At 63.7% G+C, this 20,710-nt stretch carries 19 protein-coding genes; 8 read left to right on the forward strand and 11 right to left on the reverse strand.

The annotated features are described in order from the left end of the window. Positions 1-3: 3 nt before the first annotated feature. The gene (locus tag NKI05_RS00415; RefSeq protein WP_023815032.1) at positions 4-876 is read right to left on the reverse strand and encodes a S1C family serine protease; all 873 of its coding nucleotides are present in this window, start codon (positions 874-876) and stop codon (positions 4-6) included. Positions 877-1,045: 169 nt separating this feature from the next. On the opposite strand from NKI05_RS00415, the gene NKI05_RS00420 reads away from it, so the two are divergent. Continuing rightward, positions 1,046-1,996: a S1C family serine protease gene (locus NKI05_RS00420; protein ID WP_023689759.1), complete on the forward strand. Its 951-nt coding sequence runs from the start codon at positions 1,046-1,048 to the stop codon at positions 1,994-1,996. Positions 1,997-2,009: 13 nt separating this feature from the next. On the opposite strand, the gene NKI05_RS00425 is transcribed toward NKI05_RS00420, so the two are convergent. Together NKI05_RS00425 and NKI05_RS00430 are read right to left on the reverse strand one after the other, a co-directional pair. Beyond that, positions 2,010-2,912: an arginase family protein gene (locus NKI05_RS00425; protein ID WP_023697088.1), complete on the reverse strand. Its 903-nt coding sequence runs from the start codon at positions 2,910-2,912 to the stop codon at positions 2,010-2,012. A gap of 94 nt (positions 2,913-3,006) precedes the next feature. After that, positions 3,007-3,432 carry a VOC family protein gene (locus NKI05_RS00430; protein WP_023672457.1) on the reverse strand — a complete coding sequence of 142 codons (426 nt, stop codon included), beginning with the start codon at positions 3,430-3,432 and terminating at the stop codon, positions 3,007-3,009. 66 nt (positions 3,433-3,498) lie between these two features. Between NKI05_RS00430 and NKI05_RS00435 the strand changes: the two genes are divergently transcribed. After that, positions 3,499-4,125 carry a TetR/AcrR family transcriptional regulator gene (locus NKI05_RS00435; RefSeq protein WP_023672456.1) on the forward strand — a complete coding sequence of 209 codons (627 nt, stop codon included), beginning with the start codon at positions 3,499-3,501 and terminating at the stop codon, positions 4,123-4,125. Here the strand turns inward: NKI05_RS00435 and NKI05_RS00440 are convergent. Then, complete coding sequence (locus tag NKI05_RS00440; protein WP_023683802.1) at positions 4,058-5,014, reverse strand: LysR family transcriptional regulator; 957 nt, start codon at positions 5,012-5,014, stop codon at positions 4,058-4,060. The two genes, NKI05_RS00435 and NKI05_RS00440, sit on opposite strands and share 68 nt — an antisense overlap. Before the next feature lie 109 nt (positions 5,015-5,123). Between NKI05_RS00440 and NKI05_RS00445 the strand changes: the two genes are divergently transcribed. From NKI05_RS00445 to NKI05_RS00455, 3 genes are all read left to right on the forward strand, one after another. Beyond that, positions 5,124-5,759, forward strand: coding sequence for an FMN-dependent NADH-azoreductase (locus tag NKI05_RS00445; RefSeq protein WP_023672454.1), 636 nt, complete (start codon positions 5,124-5,126; stop codon positions 5,757-5,759). Positions 5,760-5,869: 110 nt separating this feature from the next. Beyond that, positions 5,870-7,303 carry a 3' terminal RNA ribose 2'-O-methyltransferase Hen1 gene (locus NKI05_RS00450; protein WP_245260775.1) on the forward strand — a complete coding sequence of 478 codons (1,434 nt, stop codon included), beginning with the start codon at positions 5,870-5,872 and terminating at the stop codon, positions 7,301-7,303. Further along, positions 7,300-9,876, forward strand: a complete 2,577-nt coding sequence (locus tag NKI05_RS00455) for a polynucleotide kinase-phosphatase (protein WP_023733291.1) — start codon at positions 7,300-7,302, stop codon at positions 9,874-9,876. Before NKI05_RS00450 ends, NKI05_RS00455 begins: the two co-directional genes overlap by 4 nt. A 1-nt stretch (position 9,877) precedes the next feature. Here the strand turns inward: NKI05_RS00455 and NKI05_RS00460 are convergent, their stop codons facing one another. Together NKI05_RS00460 and NKI05_RS00465 are read right to left on the reverse strand one after the other, a co-directional pair. Then, entirely contained in the window at positions 9,878-10,171 is a 294-nt protein-coding gene (locus tag NKI05_RS00460; RefSeq protein WP_023701148.1) for an HlyU family transcriptional regulator, read from the reverse strand. 101 nt (positions 10,172-10,272) lie between these two features. Then, positions 10,273-10,950 carry a PadR family transcriptional regulator gene (locus tag NKI05_RS00465; protein ID WP_023815030.1) on the reverse strand — a complete coding sequence of 226 codons (678 nt, stop codon included), beginning with the start codon at positions 10,948-10,950 and terminating at the stop codon, positions 10,273-10,275. Between the two features lie 272 nt (positions 10,951-11,222). Between NKI05_RS00465 and NKI05_RS00470 the strand changes: the two genes are divergently transcribed. Next, positions 11,223-11,480, forward strand: a complete 258-nt coding sequence (locus NKI05_RS00470; protein WP_023815029.1) for a DUF2798 domain-containing protein — start codon at positions 11,223-11,225, stop codon at positions 11,478-11,480. 45 nt (positions 11,481-11,525) lie between these two features. Here the strand turns inward: NKI05_RS00470 and NKI05_RS00475 are convergent, their stop codons facing one another. The 5 genes from NKI05_RS00475 to NKI05_RS00495 form a co-directional block, all read right to left on the reverse strand. After that, on the reverse strand, positions 11,526-11,906 hold the full coding sequence (locus tag NKI05_RS00475) for a thiol-disulfide oxidoreductase DCC family protein (protein ID WP_023683796.1): 381 nt from the start codon (positions 11,904-11,906) through the stop codon (positions 11,526-11,528). Between the two features lie 69 nt (positions 11,907-11,975). After that, on the reverse strand, positions 11,976-12,269 hold the full coding sequence (locus NKI05_RS00480; protein WP_023672447.1) for a GYD domain-containing protein: 294 nt from the start codon (positions 12,267-12,269) through the stop codon (positions 11,976-11,978). 190 nt (positions 12,270-12,459) lie between these two features. Next, positions 12,460-14,484 (reverse strand): RNA polymerase sigma factor RpoD, encoded by a 2,025-nt coding sequence (gene rpoD, locus NKI05_RS00485; RefSeq protein ID WP_023672446.1) that lies wholly within the window; start codon positions 14,482-14,484, stop codon positions 12,460-12,462. Between the two features lie 412 nt (positions 14,485-14,896). Next, positions 14,897-16,837, reverse strand: coding sequence for a DNA primase (gene dnaG, locus NKI05_RS00490; RefSeq protein ID WP_023815028.1), 1,941 nt, complete (start codon positions 16,835-16,837; stop codon positions 14,897-14,899). A 171-nt stretch (positions 16,838-17,008) separates the two neighbouring features. Then, positions 17,009-17,377 (reverse strand): RcnB family protein, encoded by a 369-nt coding sequence (locus NKI05_RS00495; RefSeq protein ID WP_023815027.1) that lies wholly within the window; start codon positions 17,375-17,377, stop codon positions 17,009-17,011. 388 nt (positions 17,378-17,765) lie between these two features. On the opposite strand from NKI05_RS00495, the gene NKI05_RS00500 reads away from it, so the two are divergent. Together NKI05_RS00500 and NKI05_RS00505 are read left to right on the forward strand one after the other, a co-directional pair. Continuing rightward, positions 17,766-19,430 (forward strand): Na/Pi cotransporter family protein, encoded by a 1,665-nt coding sequence (locus NKI05_RS00500; RefSeq protein WP_023672443.1) that lies wholly within the window; start codon positions 17,766-17,768, stop codon positions 19,428-19,430. A gap of 93 nt (positions 19,431-19,523) precedes the next feature. Further along, positions 19,524-20,705 (forward strand): MFS transporter, encoded by a 1,182-nt coding sequence (locus tag NKI05_RS00505; RefSeq protein WP_023815026.1) that lies wholly within the window; start codon positions 19,524-19,526, stop codon positions 20,703-20,705. Positions 20,706-20,710 lie beyond the last annotated feature (5 nt).

The raw sequence follows: 20,710 nt of genomic DNA on the forward strand, positions 1-20,710 counted from the left end.
CTCTCAGCTCAGCGGTTTTTCACCGACGGTCAGCGCGACGTCGCGCTGCTCGCCGCCGCGCACCACGCCGAGCGTCACCGCGGCGCCCGCGCTATCCGGCCCAAGCTTTCGGATCAGTTCGCGCGGGCCGTGCACGGCCTCGCCATTCCACGCCACGATGATGTCGCCCAGCGCAAGGCCGGCGGCCTTGGCCGGACCATTGTCGTCGAGGCTCATGACGATGGCGCCGCGCGCCGCGCCGTCACGGATCGGGTGCAGGCCGGCGCCGAGATAGCCGCGCGCGACATGGCCCTTTTCACGCAGCGTCGCCACGGCCCGCTCGATCGTCTCATAAGGCATGACCAGCGCACGACCACGTGGCCCAAACAGCAGCATGCCGATCAGCGCGCCCTTGGCGTCAAGCACCGGCCCGCCCTCGAAACGGCCGCCGGCATTGACGGCGAGATTGATGCGCCGATCGATGCTGCCGCCGCGCATCGAGCGCCAGGCGGGGCCGACCTCGCCGACCGAACCCGATACGGCCAGCGCCGAACCCTGACTACTGCCGATGGCGATGGCAAGATTGCCGGGCCGTACCGCGTCAGCCTTGGCCAGCGCAGGCGCTGCGGCAGCGCCGGCCGGCTTCAGAAGCGCTACGCCGGTCGACGGATCGCGACCGACCAGTTCGGCCTTCACCGCGTCGCCCGAAGCCAATGTCAATTCGATCTCCTCACCGGCCTCGACAGCTTCCTCGGCGGTGACGAAATAGCCGTCACGCCAGTGGAAGGCGCTGGCGGTGCGATGGTGATGGGTGGTGAAACTTGCCGTTGCCGGCGCAGCCTTGGCGGCGAGATCGGCGATGGCGTCGGAAAATGCATTAAGGTTGAAGTCACTCATGATGATCTCCTGGGTTTTCTCATGCCCCAGATATCGCTCGGCAGTGCGCCCGGAGGTACTCGTCTGACGGCTAGTTACTGGTGTGACTGGCCATCTGGTCAGGTCGCGGCAGTTCGAGCCGCTCCGCACATATAGTCATCATCGCGCCTGAAAACACGGAGCCCCGCCAATGGCCCTCGCCGCCCACAAATTCGAAACCGACGACACACTGCTCGACGCCTATTCGACGACAGTCGCCGACGCCGTCGACCGCATCGGCCCAGCCGTCTGCCGCATCGAGCGCGTCGGTGGCCAAGGTGGCCATGGCTCCGGCTTCGTCATCGCGCCGGACGGGCTGGTCGTTACCAATTTCCATGTCGTTGGCGATGCCAAAACGGTGCGCGTCTCTATGCCCGACGGCGCCTCCAGCGAAGGCCGCGTGCTAGGCCGCGACCCTGACACCGACATCGCGCTGGTGCGCGCCGATGGCAGCTTCACCGAAGTCGCGCCGCTCGGCGATTCCAAGCGGCTGCGGCGCGGCCAGATCGCCATTGCCATCGGCAATCCGCTCGGCTTCGAATGGACCGTAACGTCAGGCGTGGTCTCCGCACTTGGCCGTTCGATGCGCGCCTCGACCGGGCGGCTGATCGACGATGTCGTCCAGACCGATGCCGCGCTCAATCCCGGCAATTCCGGCGGACCGCTGGTGTCGTCGGCAGGCGAAGTCATCGGCGTCAACACCGCCATGATCCACGGCGCGCAAGGCATCGCCTTCGCGGTCGCTTCCAACACCGCCAACTTCGTCATTTCGGAGATCATCCGCTTCGGCCGCGTGCGGCGCGCCTTCATCGGCATCTCGGCCGACACCACCAGTTTGCCGCGCCGCGCAGCGCTCCTGTCGCAGGTGACCACCAGTACTGCGGTGCGGCTGCGCAGCGTCGAGAAAGACGGACCCGCGGCGAAGGCCGGCCTCAGGGAAGGCGACATCATCGCGGCGATAGACGGTCGCCCGGTCACCGGCGTCGACGACCTCGTGCGCATGCTCGACGCCGAACGCATCGGCCGCGAGACGCTGTGCACAGTGGTGCGCCGCACCGGCGTCAGCCAGGTGACGGTGACGCCGGTAGCAAGGGCGAGCTGAGCCTTTATCGAGGCTAGAGCACCCGCCCGAGCAGCGACACCAGCAGTCGCGCAAGGTCACCAGTCGGGTCGAGGTCGGGATCGTAGATCGTCATGTCCAAGCCGGTGCAGCGCTGGTCCGCTGCCAGCGCCGACAGAATGGCAACGAGTTCATCGGGGTCGATGCCGGGGCTGCCGGGCGAATCCACCGCCGGCATCACCGTCTGGTCGAGCACATCGACGTCGAGATGCAGCCAGTAGGGACAGCCGGCGCGCGCCAGCGTCGCTCTTGTCTTTTGCAACACTCCAGCCGCGCCGAGTTCCTGCGCGGCAAAGACGTCGATGCGCGTCACGGCGGTCGCATTGATGTCGGGCCAGGCAAAATCGGCATCGCGGCTCTCGCGTTCGCCGATCTGAACCACCGCCTCGTCGGCGACGAGCGGACCGACAACACCTGGCCATTGCGCCAGCAAAGCCTCGCCGCGTCCGGTGGCAAGTGCCAGATCCATGCCGGCAACCGAGCCGAGTGAGGCATTGACATCGTAGTTGCCGGGATGGCGGAAATCGCTGTGGCCATCGACATGGACCAGGGCGACCGCGCCCGAGCGCCGCGCGGCGACCAGTGCGCCAAGCAGGATCGAGCAGTCGCCGCCGATGATCAGCGGGAACTCGCCTTGCCCAAGCGCACCGGTGACGATCTCGGCAAGATCGAGGTTGAAGCAGCGGATCGCCGGACCATTACGCAGCCTAGTGCCCGGTTGCGGTTCGGTACTGTAGGCGGGTCTGTCGAGATCGACCACCCGCCCCGGCGCCAGCGACTCGATCAAACCAGCTTCGCTCAGCGCCTGCGGCGCACGCCAGGTGCCGGGCACATGGCCCGGCTCCAAGGGCCGAAGGCCGAGATTGGATGGCGCACGAACAAGGCAGATGTCACGCATGCGGCAGGCCCAGCTTCAACATCACCAACATAGACCGCATGGTGCGGGTCCGGCCACAGCGGCCGGAGCCGCTGCCGACATTTGCTGCCATTGTTCAGGCGCCCGCCGCGCCCGCCGCGAATTGCGCCTGAAATTCCGGGCTGAGCGGGATCGGCTTGATGACGTCGATCAGCACGCCATTGGGATCCCTGGTGATGAAATGGCGCTGGCCGAAGGGCTCGTCGCGCAGCGGGCACAGGATCGGTAGGCCGGCCGCAACGATCCGTTCATAGACAGCATCAGGATCCCTCACCTCGAAATTGATCAGCAGCCCCGATGTGCGGCCGCGCCCCCCCTCGGGGATCGTCTCGTGGTCGCCCTGGACGATACCGAGATTGACCCGGCGATCCTCGGCAGACTGCAGATGCACATACCAGTTGCTCGCAAACAGCGGCTTGAAGCGGAAGTGATTGATATAGAAGGCTTTTGTGCCGGCTACGTCGCCCGTCATCAGCACCGGATAATAGCTCGTCGTCTTCATCTTTCTTTCTCCCGTTAGCCAACATACAGTTTGCATGTAATTCGAAATAACATACAGGCTGCATGTATGCAACGAGAAACCCCGCGCCGCTCCAACCGCGACCGCACCGAAGCGACGCGCGCCGACCTGATCGCTGCGGCGCGCAAACTGTTCATCGAAAAGTCCTATGCCGAGACCGGCACGCCGGAGATCGTTGCGGCCGCCGGCGTCACCCGCGGCGCGCTCTATCACCACTTTGCCGACAAGCAGGCGCTGTTTGCCGCCGTGGTCGAGCAGGAGGCGGCGGCGGTGGCGCAAGAGATCGAGCGCGCCTCGCCGCCTTCTTTGTTTGCCCGCAATGCGCTGATTGCCGGCTCGGACGCCTATCTCGCCGCCATGCGCGCGCCCGGCCGCACGCGGCTTTTGCTGCTCGACGGGCCGGCCGTGCTTGGCCGCGCCGCCATGGATGCGATCGACAATCGCCACGGCAACCGGTCGCTGCGCGAAGGCCTGGTTGCGGCAATGCGCGAACAGTCGATGACCAGACTGCCGGCCGATGCGCTGACCGCTTTGCTCGCCGCTGCCTTCGACCGCGCAGCACTTGCCGTCGAGGCCGGCGCCTCGGCCGAAGACTATCGCGCCGTGCTCATGGCTCTGATCGATGGGCTGTCTCCGGCTCATCCTCAGGCAGGTCGTCCGGGTCGAACTCGTTGAAGCAGCCGAGCTGGCGTTTGAACTGGTCGATCAGCCAGGCCGCCGCCGGTTTCGGGCTGCGGTCGGCGCGGTGCATGGCATAGAGCGATGAGCGCACCTCGCTAAAGGGTTCAAGGTCGAGTTCGACCAGCCTGCCGCTGGCCAAATCGTCCGCGATCAGCCAGCGCGGCAACCCGCCCCAGCCCAGCCCCTCGCGCATCAACGTATGCTTGATACGCACATCTGTCAGCCGCCATGTACGATAGGCAAAGACGCCGAAGTCGCGTCCCTTGGTGCGTTCCGACTGGTCGCTGACAACCAGCTGGGTGTGCTCTCGCGCATCCTCGAGCGCCACCGGTTTCGGCAGCAGTGCCAGAGGGTGGGTGGGGGCGGCAGCCAGCACGATCGACATGAAGCCGATGCGCACGAGATGCACGTCGACCTCGCCCAGCAAGCCACCGATGCCAAGATCCGACTGTCCGCTGACGACATGGTCGGGGATCAGACCGAGCGTGCCGATATGCAGTCGCATCATCACGGTCGGGAACTGCGCCTCGAACGCCTTCAGCACCCGCACCAGCACCGGCGAGGGCAGCGCCGCGTCAACCGATAGCGCAACTTCAGCCTCCAGCCCCTGATGGTGACCGTCGGCACGCGAACGGATGCGCTGCAGCACGCCGACCATGCGCCGGGCGTCCTCCAGCATCGCCCGGCCGATTTCGGTCAGCTGCGGCTCGCGCGTGCCCTCGCGCTCGAACAGTTTCAGGCCAAGCTGCGCTTCAAGATTGGCGATGCCGTAGCTGATGACGGACTGCGCGCGGTTAAGCTTGCGGCCGGCGGCTGAGAAGCTGCCGGTGTCGGCGACCGCAACCAGGATCTGCAATTGGTCGAGCGTCGGATTGGGCTGCACGGCATACCTACTTTATGGATGGATCGTATAGAAAATATACCAGTTTTTTGAATGGGTCGGTAGGCCCATATCAGGCGGGAGAAATCAATTCCCACTGGAGAGAACCGCTATGTCTATCCTGCTTGTAACCTCGAGCCCGCGCGGCGCTGCCTCGCACTCGACCCGTATCGCTACCGAATTCGCTGAAAAGCTCGTCGCCGCCGACCCGTCGAATACGCTCGTCGTACGCGACCTCGTGGCCAACCCGCTGCCGCATATCGACACCGATTATGCGACCGGCATCTACACCCCCGTTGAAGCCCGCACGCCGCGCCAGGCCGAAGTCGTCGGCGTCTCCGACATCGTGCTTGACGAACTGTTCGCAGCCGACACCGTGATCCTGGCCACCGGCTTCATCAACTTCAACATCTCCTCGACCCTGAAGTCCTGGGTCGATCACATCTCCCGCTCCGGCAAGAGCTTCTCTTATGGCGAGGGTGGTCCCAAGGGCCTCGTCACCGGCAAGAAGGTCTATATCGTACTCGCCTCGGGCGGCATCTATTCCGAAGGTGCGGCCGTGCAGTTCGATCACGCCATCCCCTATCTGCGCGGCGTGCTCGGCTTTCTCGGCATGACCGATGTCGACGTCATCCGCATCGAAGGCGTCGGCATGGGCCCTGATGCCGTCACCGCCGCGCTCGCCAATGCGACGGCCAAGGTCGATGCCGTGGTGGCCAAGACCGCGAGCGCGCAAATCGCCGCGTAAGCACACCCCGTCATTCGCATTGAAAAGGCAGGCGCTTCGGCGCCTGCCTTTTTCCTTGTCAGGCGGCGCGATAGGTTGCGTGTCGAAAACGGATCTATCGCGTTACTAGATTGCCGCGCAACGCCATTGGTTATTCGGCCTGTCTGCGTTATCGGTCGCTGATGTTCCTTTCCGTCGCGACAACCCATCATCCAGCCACAGATCTCGGCTTCTTGCTGCACAAGCATCCCGAACGTCTGCACGAGACTGACCTATCCTTCGGCAAGGCCTGGCTGTTCTATCCGGAGGCGACCGATGAGCGTTGTGAGGCTGTGCTTCTGCTCGATGTCGATCCGATAGGGCTCGTTCGGGGCAAAGGCCAGGCAGAGGGCTTGCTGGATCAATATGTAAACGACCGACCTTATACGGCATCGTCATTTCTGTCTGTGGCTTTGAACAAGGTACTGCGGACAGCGATGACCGGCATCTCGAAGGAGCGCCAGCAACTGGCCGATAGCGACCTCCCGCTCGAAGCTGTGGTGACCCCGCTGCCGATGCGTGGCGGCGAGGCCCTGGTTCGAGATCTATTCGAACCGCTGGGATGGACCGTCAACCTGGCGCCGGTCGAAACTGTCGGATCTGGCGCGGGTGGACCACGATACGGTCATCTGAGGCTGACTGGCACCGGCCGCCTAAGCAGCCTGCTCAACCACCTTTATGTCCTGATCCCGGTGATGGACGACACCAAGCACTACTGGGTGGGCGAGGCCGAGATTGACAAGCTGCTGTCCAAGGGCGAGGGCTGGCTGGAAAACCACCCAGCCAAAGACCTGATCGTGCGCCGTTATCTGCGCAACCGAGGTGCGTTGGCCCGCATCGCCCTGGAGCGGCTGGCTCCGGAGACGGCCAATGAGGTCCTACCCCCCGAGGCCTGGGCTGCACCTGAGCAAGCGCTGGAGGCGCCCATCCGGCTGAACGACCTGCGCATGGACGCCGTGGTGCAAGCCATTCGGGCGACCGGAGGGACCAGTGTTGCAGATTTGGGGTGTGGCGAAGGCAAGCTGCTCTATCGGCTCGTGCGCGAAAAATGGGTCCACAAGCTGTTCGGGCTCGACCCCGCTATTCGTGAACTGGAATGGGCCGCCAAGCGTCTCAAACTGAACGAGTTCGGGGGACCGCCTGAAGACCGGGTCACGCTGCTGCACGGATCGCTGACATATCGCGACAGCCGATGGGCGGAAGCCGACGTCGCGGTGCTGGTCGAGGTCATCGAACATCTCGACGAAGACCGGCTGCCAATGATCGAGCGTATTATCTTCGGCGAGACAGCGCCAAAATTCGTGATCGTGACTACGCCGAACGCTGACTACAACCCCTTGTTCCCCAGTCTGGCCGCCGGCGCTTTTCGCCATCCGGATCACCGTTTCGAATGGGGCCGGGTTCGGTTTGAAGCCTGGGCGGCCAGGATCGGCGAGATCTATGGCTATAGCGCCGCCTTAAGTGGCATCGGAGCCGTGGACCCCGTGCTCGGCGCGCCGACGCAGATGGCGGTGTTCACCCGATGAGAGAGCCAGACAAGACCGACCTCACCATCCCTGACTTCGCCCTCGTCGTGCTGATCGGGTCGACGGGATCGGGCAAGTCGACCTTCGCCGCCAGGCACTTCCTGCCGACCGAAATCATCTCGTCGGATCGCTGCCGCGCGTTCGTCAGCGACAACGAGACTGATCAGGATGTCTCGGCCGACGCTTTTGATTTGGTGCGCGAAATCGCCGGCAAACGGCTCAAGCATCGAAAGCTGGCCGTCATCGACGCGACCAATGTGCGACCCGCTGATCGCAAGGCGTGGGTCGAGCTGGCGCGCAAATGGCACGCTTTGCCGGTCGCCGTGGTCATCGATCCGGGTGTTGATGTTTGCGTCGCCCGCAACGCGCTACGAGCCGATCGTCCCTTCGGCGCCGGCGTTGCCCAGCGCATGACGAACGAAATTCGCAAGGGCCTCGGCGGCCTGCAACGCGAAGGTTTCCGTCAGGTCTGGAAGCTCACCGGCGAGGCCAGTATCGACGCGGCCAAGGTCTCGCGTCAGCCATTATGGACCGACAAGCGCGACGATTGCGGTCCTTTCGACGTCATAGGTGATGTCCATGGTTGCGCCGACGAACTTCAGACCTTGTTCTGTCAGCTCGGTTACAGCATCGCCTGGTCCGACGGCCATGGTGATCGGACCGTCACTGTAACGCCGCCAGAAGGCCGCAAGATCGTCTTTGTCGGCGACCTCGTCGATCGTGGTCCCAACGTGCCCGACGTCTTGCGCATCGCCATGAGCATGGTCGCGGCGGGAACCGCCTACTGTGTCCAGGGCAATCACGAACGCAAACTCAGCCGCTGGCTGGAAGGCCGCAAGGTCACGATCGCCCACGGCCTGCAGCAAACCATCGACCAGTTGGACGCTCAGGATCGCGGCCTGCGAGAGGCTTTGCCGGCCTTCCTCGACAGCCTGCGCAGCCACGTCTGGCTGGACGGCGGACGCCTCGCCGTGGCACATGCCGGACTCAAGGAAGAGATGATCGGGCGCGGTTCCGGCGCGGTGCGCGAGTTCGCCCTCTATGGCGAAACCACGGGCGAAATCGACGAATTTGGCCTGCCCGTCCGTGCCGACTGGGCAGCCGCCTATCGGGGCAAAACCAGCGTAGTATACGGGCACACGCCGGTGCTGTTGGCGGAGTGGGTCAACAACACGCTTTGCATCGACACCGGCTGCGTGTTCGGCGGCAAGCTGACTGCCTTGCGCTGGCCGGAACGCGAACTGGTCGACGTGCCGGCAGTCGAGACCTGGTCCGAACCCGTGCGTCCCCTCGGCGGACCGGGCCTTGGCAAATCGGCACAGGCCGATGCCGACGGCGTGCTCGACTATCAGGATGTCTCTGGGCGACGCTGGATCGAGACCGAACTGAAAGGCAGGGTTGTCGTGGCCGAGGAGAACGCGTCGGCGGCACTTGAGGTGATGAGCCGCTTCGCGCTGTCGCCGCAGTGGCTGGTATATCTGCCGCCGACAATGTCGCCATCCGAGACCAGCAGCCAAGCCGGCTGGCTGGAACGCCCCGAGGAAGCTCTCAGTCATTTCCGCGAGCGTGGCGTCACCCAAATCCTGTGCGAAGAGAAGCACATGGGTTCGCGGGCAGTCATCGCTCTGTGCCGAAACGCGCAGACGGCGCGCGACCGGTTCGGGGTATCTGGCGACGAGACAGGCGCGATCTGGACCCGGACCGGACGCTCCTTTTTCAGCGACAGCGGCATGACGGAGCGCCTGCTCAATCGCCTGCGCGCCAGCGTCGACGCTGCGGATCTATGGCAGGAATTGAACAGCGACTGGTTGCTGCTGGACACCGAGATCATGCCATGGTCGGCCAAGGCAAGCAGCCTGATTGAAAGCCAGTACGCCCCAGTGGCAACGTCTGCGGCCGCTGGGCTCCAGGCCAGCCGCGAAGCGCTGGCCCGTGCGATGGCACGCGGCGTGGATACGGCCGCGCTCAAGGCTCGCATTGAGGACCGCGCCGCGCGTGCCGCCAGATACGCCACTGCCTGGGCGCCTTACGTGTGGCCGGTCTCGGGCGTCGACGACCTGAAGGTCGCGCCGTTCCACCTGCTGGCAAGTGAGGGATGCGTCTGGTACGACCAGAACCACGTTTGGCACATGACGCTTGCGGACCGTCTGGCTGCCGGGGGCGGCGTGGTAACGCGAACGCAATGGCGGATGGTTGACCTGGCCGATGCCGGTTCTTGTGCGGAGGCCGTCGCCTGGTGGGAGACGCTGACCGACTCAGGCGGCGAAGGGATGGTAGTGAAGCCGCACGACTTCGTCAGCCGAAACAAGAAGGGGCTCATGCAACCGGCGCTGAAAGTGCGCGGCCAGGAGTATCTTCGCATTATCTATGGCCCCGAATACGATGCGCCGGACAATCTCGTGCGCCTGCGCGAACGAGGCTTGGGTGGCAAGCGCAGCCTGGCGCTCAGAGAGTTCGCGCTCGGTCACGAGGCACTGAAGCGGTTTGTCGCCAAGGAACCGCTGCGACGTGTTCACGAGTGTGTTTTCGGCGTCCTGGCGCTGGAGAGCGAGCCAATCGATCCGAGGCTGTAGGCTACCCGAACATCCTCTCGCCTTGCTCGTCGACCAGTTGCATGCCCTTCTTGATCGAGATGTCGACGGCGTCGCCCAGTCCGGCAAAGCGATCGGCGCGGATGAATTTGTGTTCCTTCATCACGCCGTCGACTTCCTTCGAAACCACGCCGCAGGTCTGGTATTGGCCCCCCTCCGCCTTGTAGGGCGTGGCACTGATCAAAAATCCCTTGTGCTCAACCTGCTTTGCCGGTGCTGCGCTCTTGGGCTCGCCCCCCTCACCGCCACCACCGAAAAGACGCTTCAGAAAAGACATGGGGCTTCCTCCAACGGCAATCATCCTGCACCACGTCTCGCGGTGCAGGATGATTTTCAGTACCGTTCCTCAGTCGAACGGGCAAGCGTTCTCGCCAGGGGTCAACCGCGCGATAGCGCTTCCAGGGCTTCAGCGGCGGCTTCCAGGACTGCAATCGCCTCGGCCTGCTTTTCAGCCGACGCGTCGACGAGATCGCCGAGCGCGGCACGCAGCCGGTGACGCACGGCGCGGAACTCCTCGCGGGCTTCCGAGCGACCCCGTCCACCACGCCGTCCGCCTTCCTCGCCGTCGTCGTTCCAGCCGAACCAGTCCCGCGCTTTCGCCATCTTGCGGCCGAAGCGCTCGAGATGCTCCAGCACGCCGTCGATCATCTCGCGGTTCTCGGCGAGATGCGCCTGGCCCGCCTCGGTGATCGAAAACACCTTCTTGTTGCCGTCGGCGGCTGAAGCCGCATAGCCGGCCTCTTCCAGGAAGGTCAGCGTCGGATAGACGACGCCCGGGCTCGGGCTGTAGATGCCGCTGGTGCGCTCTTCCAGCGCCTTGATGATGTCGTAGCCGTGGCGAGGCGCCTCGGCCAGCAGCGACAGCGTGATCAGCTTGAGATCGCCGTCGGCCAGCATGCGCCCGGCGCGAAACATGTCGCCCGGGCCGCCGCGTCCACCGCCACGTCCGCCGTGGCCGAACGGACCAAAGCCGCTGCCCCGTCTGCCACCAAATTTGCCTGCCATGTGCAGGAATGCGCGCTCGGCGCGCTCGCCAAAGGGATGATGTCTGTGCATGAATTGCTCCTTGAGTTATATCTTACGATACATCTTAATTAGGCTTGCCCCGCCGACGAGTCAAGATATATCTTACGATGTATCTAAAGGCGGCGCCAGAAGGTTGATTTCGCCGCCGCCGGCAGCTAGAAAGCGCGTGAGGGCCAAAACCTCTCCGTAAGCGTCTGACGTCAAGCAACGCATCCACCCCGGTCTTTCCGGGCAGTTCCGCCGGAAACCCGGCGCAATGGATGCCAAATGCGACGGACCGGATGTTTCAGGAAAATCCAAAAATGACCACGAACCGTAAGCGCGGCAAGCTGCCGGCGCGCTATGCCGCGATCGTCAGCCCGCTGGTGCTGTCGCTGCTGATGACCTTGATCGTCTCGTTCATATCGACGCTGAAAAGCCTTGGACTGCAACCTGATTTGCCGGCTGTCTGGCTCACTGCCTGGGGCCTGTCCTGGCTGGTAGCGTTCCCAACGTTGCTCATGGTGCTGCCGGCGGTGCGCCGCATTGTCGGCTGGCTTTGCGAGCCGGCGTCCCGGTAACGCCCATGACGGTAAGGCCCGCAGATATCTTCGGGCCTTGCCTCGCTACCAGCGGCCCTTGCGCCGGTTCCAGGCATAGAGAAGATCGGCGAAGCGATTGTACGCGAACCGCGTCAGCGGCAGCGCGACCGGATTGCCGAAGAGCGTCGCCAGCCAGCCCTCGCCCGGCGTCGCCCGCCAGACGGCAACCGCGACATCGGCGCCGACCAGCAGCCTGCCTTCGGCATCGGTGGCATGCAGCCGGCGGCGTATGTCCTCCAGCGAGGCGCTGTAGCCAGAGAGCGCCGCCGGTTCGAGGTTGATGTCGCGGAATTCGATCCGCCCGGCCTTGATCGCCTCGATCAGCCGCCGTTTCTGCCGGGTGATCCCGCCATCGCAAACCGGGCAGCGTGTGTTGTACCAGACGGTCAGCGCAGGCTTGGACATAACGCGACTATCGCCTTGACGGCACGGCCCCGCAATATGACGCCGAGCCGCACGGACCCGCGCCCAGCGCTATCCAAGCGAAGTGACGATCTCGCGATAGGCAAATTCCGGGAAAGCCTTGAGCGTTCGCGTCTTGACGCTGCCACCCGTTGCCAGCATCAGGGCGAAACGAGCAAGCACAGCATCGTCGGGCGCCTCGATAATCGCCACCATGTCATATTCGCCCATAGTCAGGTAAAACGCCTTGAACGAGCCGCCCATGTCGGCCAGTTGCTTCTTGGCGGCATCGAGCCGCTTCGGCGACTCTCGGATATTTCTGGCGCCCTGTTCCGTCCAGTTCATCAGCAGGATGTAGGTTGTCATCACACACCTCCCTCCGGCGCCACGGAGCACGGCTGAGGACATCAGCCGGGGCGGACATCCGGTTTTTCGCCCAGAACATGCATCCGACCAGGCAAGTATCCTCCCGACGGAGATGGGCGACAAGAGCCTTCACCCGGCAACAAAAAGGGCGCCATCGGCGCCCTTTTCGAATGCTGGTCTGTTGCCGGTATCAGCTGTCGAGGAAGCTCCTCAGCTTGCGGCTCCGGCTCGGGTGCTTGAGCTTGCGCAGCGCCTTGGCTTCGATCTGGCGGATACGCTCGCGCGTCACCGAGAACTGCTGGCCGACTTCTTCCAGCGTGTGGTCGGTGTTCATGCCGATGCCGAAGCGCATGCGCAGCACCCGCTCCTCGCGCGGCGTCAGCGAGGCGAGCACCCGCGTGGTGGTCTCGCGCAGATTGGCTTGGATCGCCGCATCGATCGGCAGGATCGCCATCTTGTCCTCGATGAAATCGCCCAGATGCGAATCCTCTTCGTCACCCACAGGGGTTTCGAGCGAGATCGGCTCCTTGGCGATCTTCAAGACCTTGCGCACTTTTTCGAGCGGCATTGCGAGCTTTTCTGCCAGTTCCTCCGGCGTCGGCTCGCGGCCGATTTCATGCAGCATCTGGCGCGACGTGCGCACGATCTTGTTGATCGTTTCGATCATGTGCACCGGGATGCGGATGGTGCGCGCCTGGTCGGCAATCGAACGCGTGATCGCCTGCCGGATCCACCATGTCGCATAGGTCGAGAACTTGTAGCCGCGGCGGTATTCGAATTTGTCGACCGCCTTCATCAAGCCGATATTGCCTTCCTGGATCAGGTCAAGGAACTGCAGGCCGCGATTGGTGTATTTCTTGGCGATGGAAATGACGAGGCGCAGGTTGGCCTCGACCATTTCCTTCTTGGCGATAGCGGCTTCGCGCTCGCCCTTCTGCACCTGGTTGACGATCTTGCGGAATTCCAGGATCGAGATCGCCGTCTCGGTGGCGAGGTTCTGGATTTCCGAACGCAGATCCTTGATCGCGTCCTTCTCGTTCTTGGTGAATTCCTTCCAGCCGCGCGAGGTCAGGTTGCCGATCGAGCGCGTCCAGTTCGGGTCGAGCTCGGAGCCCTGATATTCCTTGAGGAACTCCTCGCGGCGCACGCCATAGCTTTCGGCTAGGCGCAGCAGCTTGCCTTCGTTCTGCACCAGGCGCTTGTTGATGTCGTAAAGCTGCTCGACCAGCGCCTCGATGCGCGCCGTGTTGAGCGACAGCGACTTCACCGCCTTGATCAGCTGGTCCTTCAGCTCCTTCAGGCGGCGGTCCTGGCTGGGCGACAGCGTGCCGGTCGCGGCCAGACGGTTCTCGACCTGCTGGTCCTGCAGCTTGCGCAGCTTCTTGTAGGTGTCGGCGATGACGTCGAGCGTCTCCATCACCTGCGGGCGCAGTTCCGCTTCCATCGCGGCCAGCGACAGGCTCGCCTCGTCCTCGTCTTCCTCGTCGTCGTCGACCAGGCCGCGCGTGTCGGCGCCGACATTGGTGATGTCGTCTTCCTCGTCGCGTCCACGCCTCGGCTTGTCCTCGGCCTTGGGCGCCTCCTCGATGCGCTCGACCACCGGCGCCTGCTTGGCTTCGGGGCCCGCATAGGTGGCTTCGAGGTCGATGATCTCGCGCAGCAGGATCTTGGATTCGTTGAGCTCGTCACGCCAGATGATGATGGCCTGGAAGGTCAGCGGGCTTTCGCAGAGGCCCGCGATCATCGTCTCGCGGCCGGCCTCGATGCGCTTGGCGATCGCGATTTCGCCCTCGCGCGACAGGAGCTCGACCGAGCCCATCTCGCGCAGATACATGCGCACCGGGTCATCGGTGCGGTCGGTCGGCTCTTTCTTGGTGGTCGTGGCCGCGACGGCGGTGCCGGTCTGCTCGGCCAGTTCGTTGGCGTCTTCCTCGGCGTCGGCATTGCTGTCGGCGGCCTCGGGCTCCTCGCTCTGATCGTCGTCCTCGACCACGTTGATGCCCATGTCGGACAGCATCGCATTGATGTCTTCGATGCGGTCCGGATCGGTCTCTTCCGACGGCAGCACCGCGTTCAGCTCGTCGAGAGTCACATAGCCGCGCTTCTTTGCGGCCTTGATCATCTTCTTGACAGCATCATCGGAAAGGTCGAGCAGAGGCCCATCGGTGGCGCCTTCACGTTCGGTCTCGACCTCTTCCTTTTCCTTTGTCGCCATAGTCTTTATCTTCTCCTAGCGGCCGAGCATCGAAGCCGCGTAGCTGCCGCACCGGTCAAACTACATGCGCTGGTGGCGCTTAACCGGGCCGGTAACCGAATCAACTCTTTTGTTTGTTCATATCGTGCCCCCAAAACCGGTTTTCACTTTTGGGCGATATGCATTAAGTCCAGATTAACCCTGATATCTGTGGCAGGCTGACAGCCTGTCCAGTGATCAGCACCTCGCGTCAGTGCATTTCCATCGACGCCGGCACGGGTTAAGGTTTCGAATCGTCCTGATTCCGTCATTCTGCCAGAAGGTCAAGCGCCTCTCGCATGATTCGCATCAAAAAAGCGAATCAATTACCCGACTTAGAGGTGCCGATTCGACGCGCAGCACGTACATCATCCATTCTTGCGCAGGTTTCGACCTACACGCGCCCACCCCTGCCCGAGGACACACCGAACCCTTCGATCAGCGCTTCCGTTGCTTGTACATCACGGAATTGCGCCTGAATCTCGATGAGGTGCCGGTAGTTTTCGTCAGTGGGATCGCTGGCGAGCGCGGCTTCCGCCTGTTTCAGCTCCTTATGTAAGGTGCGCGCGCTGCGCTGCAAGTGCAGCGCCTGGTTGAAGGCGTCGCGGGCATCGTCAAGCGCTGCGGTTTCCAGCGCGGGCCATTGCCTGGCCCGTTGGATGAGCGCCACGGCGCGCCCCCAGATATCGCTGCAGCCGGCACGTTCGATGGTGGCGATCACCGCTCTACGGTCATTGGCCATGTCGTGCGCCATCGCATCGAGGATGGCGGCGTGCAGCCGCTGCAGATCGGTGTTGGCGAGATCGAGGAACTCGACATGGGCGAAGTTCTCGTCGATCAGCGCCGGATGGTTGACGAGGGCTACGATGATCGTCGCCTCGCGCACCGACATCATCTCGCCACCGCGTTTGACCATGGCGGAGCGGCCGAGGCTTTCGGTGATCGCGGCGCGCGCGCCTGCCCCGCTGCCTTTGGCGAACTGTCCGCCGGGTGCGGGCGTTTTGCCCTGCCCCGGTTTCCAGTCCTGGCGACCTTGCCGCACTTCGCGCTGGGCGCTGAAGAAGGTCAGCTCCCGCTCGCGCATCCACTGCTGGTAGTGGTAGCGCTGGCTCTCATCGCGGATGCGGCTGGTCAGTTCGCGCAGCGTCTTTGTCAGCCCCGCTCGCCGCTCCGGCGTGTCGAAGACGCCACCGGATGTCTCACGCATCCACAACAAATCAGCGAGAGGCCGCGCTTCCGCCAGCACGGCACGAAACGCGTCCGGCCCTTCTGCCTTGACCAGATCGTCGGGATCCTTGCCCTCCGGCAACAGCGCAAAGCGCACCGACCGCCCGGCCTGCACCGACGGCAGCGCGAGATCCGCGGCGCGCCACGCCGCCTTCAGCCCGGCCTGGTCGCCGTCGAAGCACAGCATCGGCTCAGGCGCCATGCGCCACAGAAGTTCGAGCTGGTTTTCGGTGAGCGCGGTGCCGAGCGGCGCCACGGCATTCTCGAAGCCGGCCTGCGCCAGCGCAATCACGTCCATATAGCCTTCGACGGCAATCACCGTGCCGCCTTTCGCCAGCGCTTTGCGGGCGCGGGCGAAATTGTAGAGCACGTTGCCCTTGTGGAAGAGCTCTGTGTCGGGCGAATTCATGTATTTGGCCAGCGCATCGGGCGCCAGTGCGCGGCCGCCGAAGGCGATGATCTTGCCGCGCGAATCCGGGATCGGGAACATGATGCGATCGCGGAACCAGTCATAGGAGACCGGGATGTCGTCGCCATGACGCACCAGCCCGCAGGCCTCGATGTCGGCCTTGGGCACACCCTTGGCGGCAAGATGTTCCTTCAGCGCATTGCGGCTGTCGGGCGCAAAGCCCAGCCGGAACGATTGCTGCGTCGCCGGCGTCAGCCCGCGATCCCTGAGATAGGCGCGGGCTTTTGCACCCTCCGGTCCTTGCAGCCGCTCCTGAAAGAAGGCAGTCGCCATCTCCATGACGTCGGTCAGGCTGGCGCGTTCCTTCTCACGCTGTTCCTCCCGCTCGTCGCGCACCGGCATCGGCACGCCGGCCATGTCGGCGATCTTCTCGACCGCTTCGGGAAAGCTTAATCCGTCGAGTTCGGTCAGGAACTTGAAATGATCGCCCGACACCGAACAGCCGAAACAGTGATAGCGGCCCTTCTTGTCCTCGCAGTGGAAGGAGGGGCTCTTTTCGCCATGGAACGGACAACAGGCCCAATAGTCGCCGCGCGAGGCGTTGGTCTTCTTCCTGTCCCATGCGACGCGCTGGCCGATGACCGATGAAATCGGCACACGGTCGCGTATCTCATCGAGAAAGGCGGGCGGAAAGCGCATTGGGGAACTCGTTTGTCCCTCATATAATCATGCGCGCGGAATCCGACGACCCCTATTGCGGACCATACCCGGTTTCCACAGCCAAAAAGCCCGGTTTCTACAGCCAAAAGAAAGGCGGCCGTTTAGGGCCGCCTCCTTTCAAGTCTCGGCATTGCGCCGGCGAGGCCGGGCTTAATGCGCGGCAATGGCGCCGAAGATGATGCCGGACAGGACACTGACCAGCACATAGTCGTTGCCGACGCGGATCCATTCCTGGCCGCGGCCGGGGCGATGCAGGCCATAGCGGCCATAATCGCGGATCGGCTGGTGCCGCTTCCAGCTGGAATATTTCTGGCCATTGCGCCAATGGCTGCGCTTGACGACCACCGTCTTCTTCACGACGCGCTTCCTGACATCGACATGCTTGCCGGGCCTCTGCCAGTCGACCTGCGTGTAATTCGACTGCGGTGCGACCGGTGCGTTCACCGGTGCGGCCTGGCTGGTAAGCGAAGTGGCGGCCAGCATCGAGAAAGCGAGGGCGGAAAGAACAACACGTTTCATAGCGGGGCTCCTTGGTTGTCGATGCCTAGGGAATAGCGCCCGAAGGATGAACCGAAACTGAACACTAGCATTACATTTACGTAATGAAATCCTGTGCTTATTCTGGATATTTGAACATCATCGCAAAGGCGATTGCCGGGAGTCCGGCAAACCGGGACGATCCGCTGCCATCACCAGGGATCCGGCATGCAACCATTTGCGCATCCGTCCATTTTTCGACACGCCCTGTCGCGCCGCGACGGCTCTTGAAATCGACAAGATTTTATTACCCGGCTAAAATATTCCGGATATTGTTCAAGACTGTCATGATCATGATTCGCTGCCCCGTTTTCCTCCCTGCACTGCGCGCCCTCCGCGTCGCGGTCCTTGTCTGCGTGCGGGTTTCGAAATGAGCGGCTCCGTCGTCCTGCTGCATCTGGCGGGCGCGGTGGCGCTGATGCTGTTTGCCACCCGCATGGTCAAGACAGGCGTCGAGCGCGCCTATGGCGACGTGCTGCGTCACCGGTTGCGCTCCACCATGCGCAATCCGATCATGGCGGTGCTGGCTGGCTGCGGCCTGTCGATCGCACTGCAGAGCTCAACCGCCGTCACGCTTCTCGTCGGCTCCTTCGCCGGCGCCGGCATCGTCTCGGGCATGTCGGGCCAATTGGCGGTGCGCGGCGCCGAGATCGGCTCGGCGCTGGTGGTCAAGCTCTTGACCTTCGATCTGACGCTGCTGGTGCCGATCTGCCTCGTCGCCGGCACGGTCATGTTCATGGCCACTGAGCGGCGCGACTGGCGCCAGTTCGGCCGCATCCTGGTCGGCATCGGCCTTCTGGTACTGTCGCTGGAGATGATCGGCCAGGCCTCGGAGCCGCTGCGGCAGAGCACGCTGATGCCGCTCATCATCGAATATTTCTCCAGCGACTACGTCACCGCCTATCTGCTCGCCGCGCTCGTTACCTGGCTCTTCCACTCCTCGATCGCCGCCGTGCTTTTGATGGTGACGCTGGCCGGCCGCGGCTTCATCCCGCCCGAACTCGGCATCGTGCTTGTGCTCGGCGTCAATCTCGGCTCGTCGATCATTGCGCCGCTGCTCACCCGAAGTGCTGAACCTGGCGTGCGCGTCGTGCCGATCGGCAATCTGTTGATGCGCGGCATGGGCTCGCTGGTGATGCTGATCCTGTTCATGACGCTGAAGCCGCCGGTCGCCTTCCTCGGCGCCACCGTGCCCGACCAGATCGTCAACGCCCACATACTGTTCAATGTGCTGATCCTGCTCGCCGGCCTGCCGCTTGCCAGCCTGATCTATCGTGCTTCTGAGAAGATCGTCGCAATGGGCACCAAGCCGGCGCCGGCTACAGAGCTCGATGTGGTCGAACTCTCCGCCCTCAACGACGGCGCGCTCGACGTTCCGAGCCAGGCGCTGGCCAACGCCACCCGCGAGGTGGTGCGCGTCTGCGAAACCGTCGAGATCATGCTCAAGCGCATCATCGAGCTGTATGAAAGCGCCGACGGCGACAAGATCAAGGCGCTGGCCGCCCTTGACGACCGCGTCGACAGGAAGCACGCGGCGATCAAGCTCTATCTGGCCAAATTGACCAGGAACTCGCTCACAGAGGACGAGGCGCTGCGCTGCCAGGAGTTGATAGGCGCCTGCGTCAAGCTCGAGCAGGTCGGCGACATCATCGTGCGCAACATGCTGGTGCATGTGAAGAAGAAGTTCGAGCGCGGGCTGGAGTTCACGCCCGAGGGCTGGAGCGAGTTGCTCGCCTTCCACACCTCGGTGCTGGCCAATGCCAGGCTTGCCTTCAACGTGCTGGTGTCGCGCGACCCTGAGACTGCCCGCCAGCTGGTGCTGGAAAAGGACCGGCTGCGCGACCGCGAAAAGGAAACCAGCGCCAGCCATTTCGTGCGCCTGCGGGACGGCACCGCCAAGAGCGTCGAGACCAGCTCCATCCACCTCGACACCATCCGCGACCTGAAGCAGATCAACTCGCTGCTGGCGTCGATGGCCTACCCGGTGCTGGAAGAGCGCGGGTTGCTGGGTGGGTCGCGGTTGAAGGCAAGCTGATCAAGAAAACCTAAAGCGGCGTCGATAATTTCTGCATTGCCCACGAACCCCATCCATGGTTTGAGGCGACCTTATCCGAGGATCGCTTCCGCCATGCTCCCGCTCATTGCCCTGTTCATTGCTGCCTTTGCTTTCGGCACCACCGAATTCGTCATTGCCGGCGTGCTGCCGCAAGTGGCCGACGGCCTTGGCGTTTCGATCCCGACTTCCGGCTATCTCGTCTCCGGCTATGCCTGCGGCATCGCCGTTGGTGGGCCATTGCTGGCGCTCGCCACCAAGGGCATTTCCCGCAAGACGCTGCTGCTTTGCCTGACCGTCGCCTTCACCATCGGCCAGGCCGCTTGCGCGCTGGCGCCCGATTTTACCTCGATGCTGCTCTTGCGCATTGCGGTCGCCGTCGCACACGGCGCCTATTTCGGCGTCGCCATGGTAGTGGCTGTCGGCCTCGTGCCCGAGGACAAGCGCGGCATGGCCGTGGCTGTGATCCTCTCCGGCCTCACCGTATCCAATGTCATCGGCGTGCCGGCCGGCACCGCAATCGGCAATCTCTGGGGCTGGCGCGCCACCTTCTGGGTGATGTGCGCGCTGGGCGTGGTGGCGTTCGCCGCCATGGCCGCTCTGTTGCCGCGCAAAACGGGCGCATCGAGCCCATCCACCAGCCTTGGCAGCGAGGTTCGCGTGCTGGCGCGCCAGCAAGTCTGGACCTCGCTGATCCTGATGCTGATGTTGATGATCGGCCAGTTCGGCCTGTTCACCTACATCACCCCGACACTGCTTGAGGTGACCCATCTCGACGAGAGCCTGATCCCCTGGGTGCTGCTGCTCAACGGCGTCGGCGCCACGGTCGGCGTCTTTCTCGGCGGCAAGCTTTCCGATTGGAAGCTGATGCCGTCGCTGATCACCGTGCTTGCGCTGCAGGCGGTGATGTTGGGCGTGATCTATGCCGTCAGCCCCTACCCCGTGCCGATGGTCATCGCCATCGTTATCTGGGGTGGCCTCAACTTCGCCATAGGCACGCCGATCCAGACCCGCATCCTGGCCTGGACGGCGGACGCCTCCAACCTCGCCTCCTCGCTCATCCCCTCCGGCTTCAATGTCGGCATCGCGCTCGCCGCGTCGCTGGGCGCTGCCATGCTCAATGCCGGCTACGGCTTTCGCAGCCTGCCGGTTGTGGGCGCTGCCGCCATGCTGGTGGCGGTGGTGGTGGCACTTGCCTCCTACATCTGGGAGGGGCGCAGCCGGGCAGCGCCGCCGCTGCCGGCACCGGCCGAATAGCGTCG

The organism is Mesorhizobium sp. M0771, from assembly GCF_040320155.1.
Lineage (GTDB): Bacteria > Pseudomonadota > Alphaproteobacteria > Rhizobiales > Rhizobiaceae > Mesorhizobium.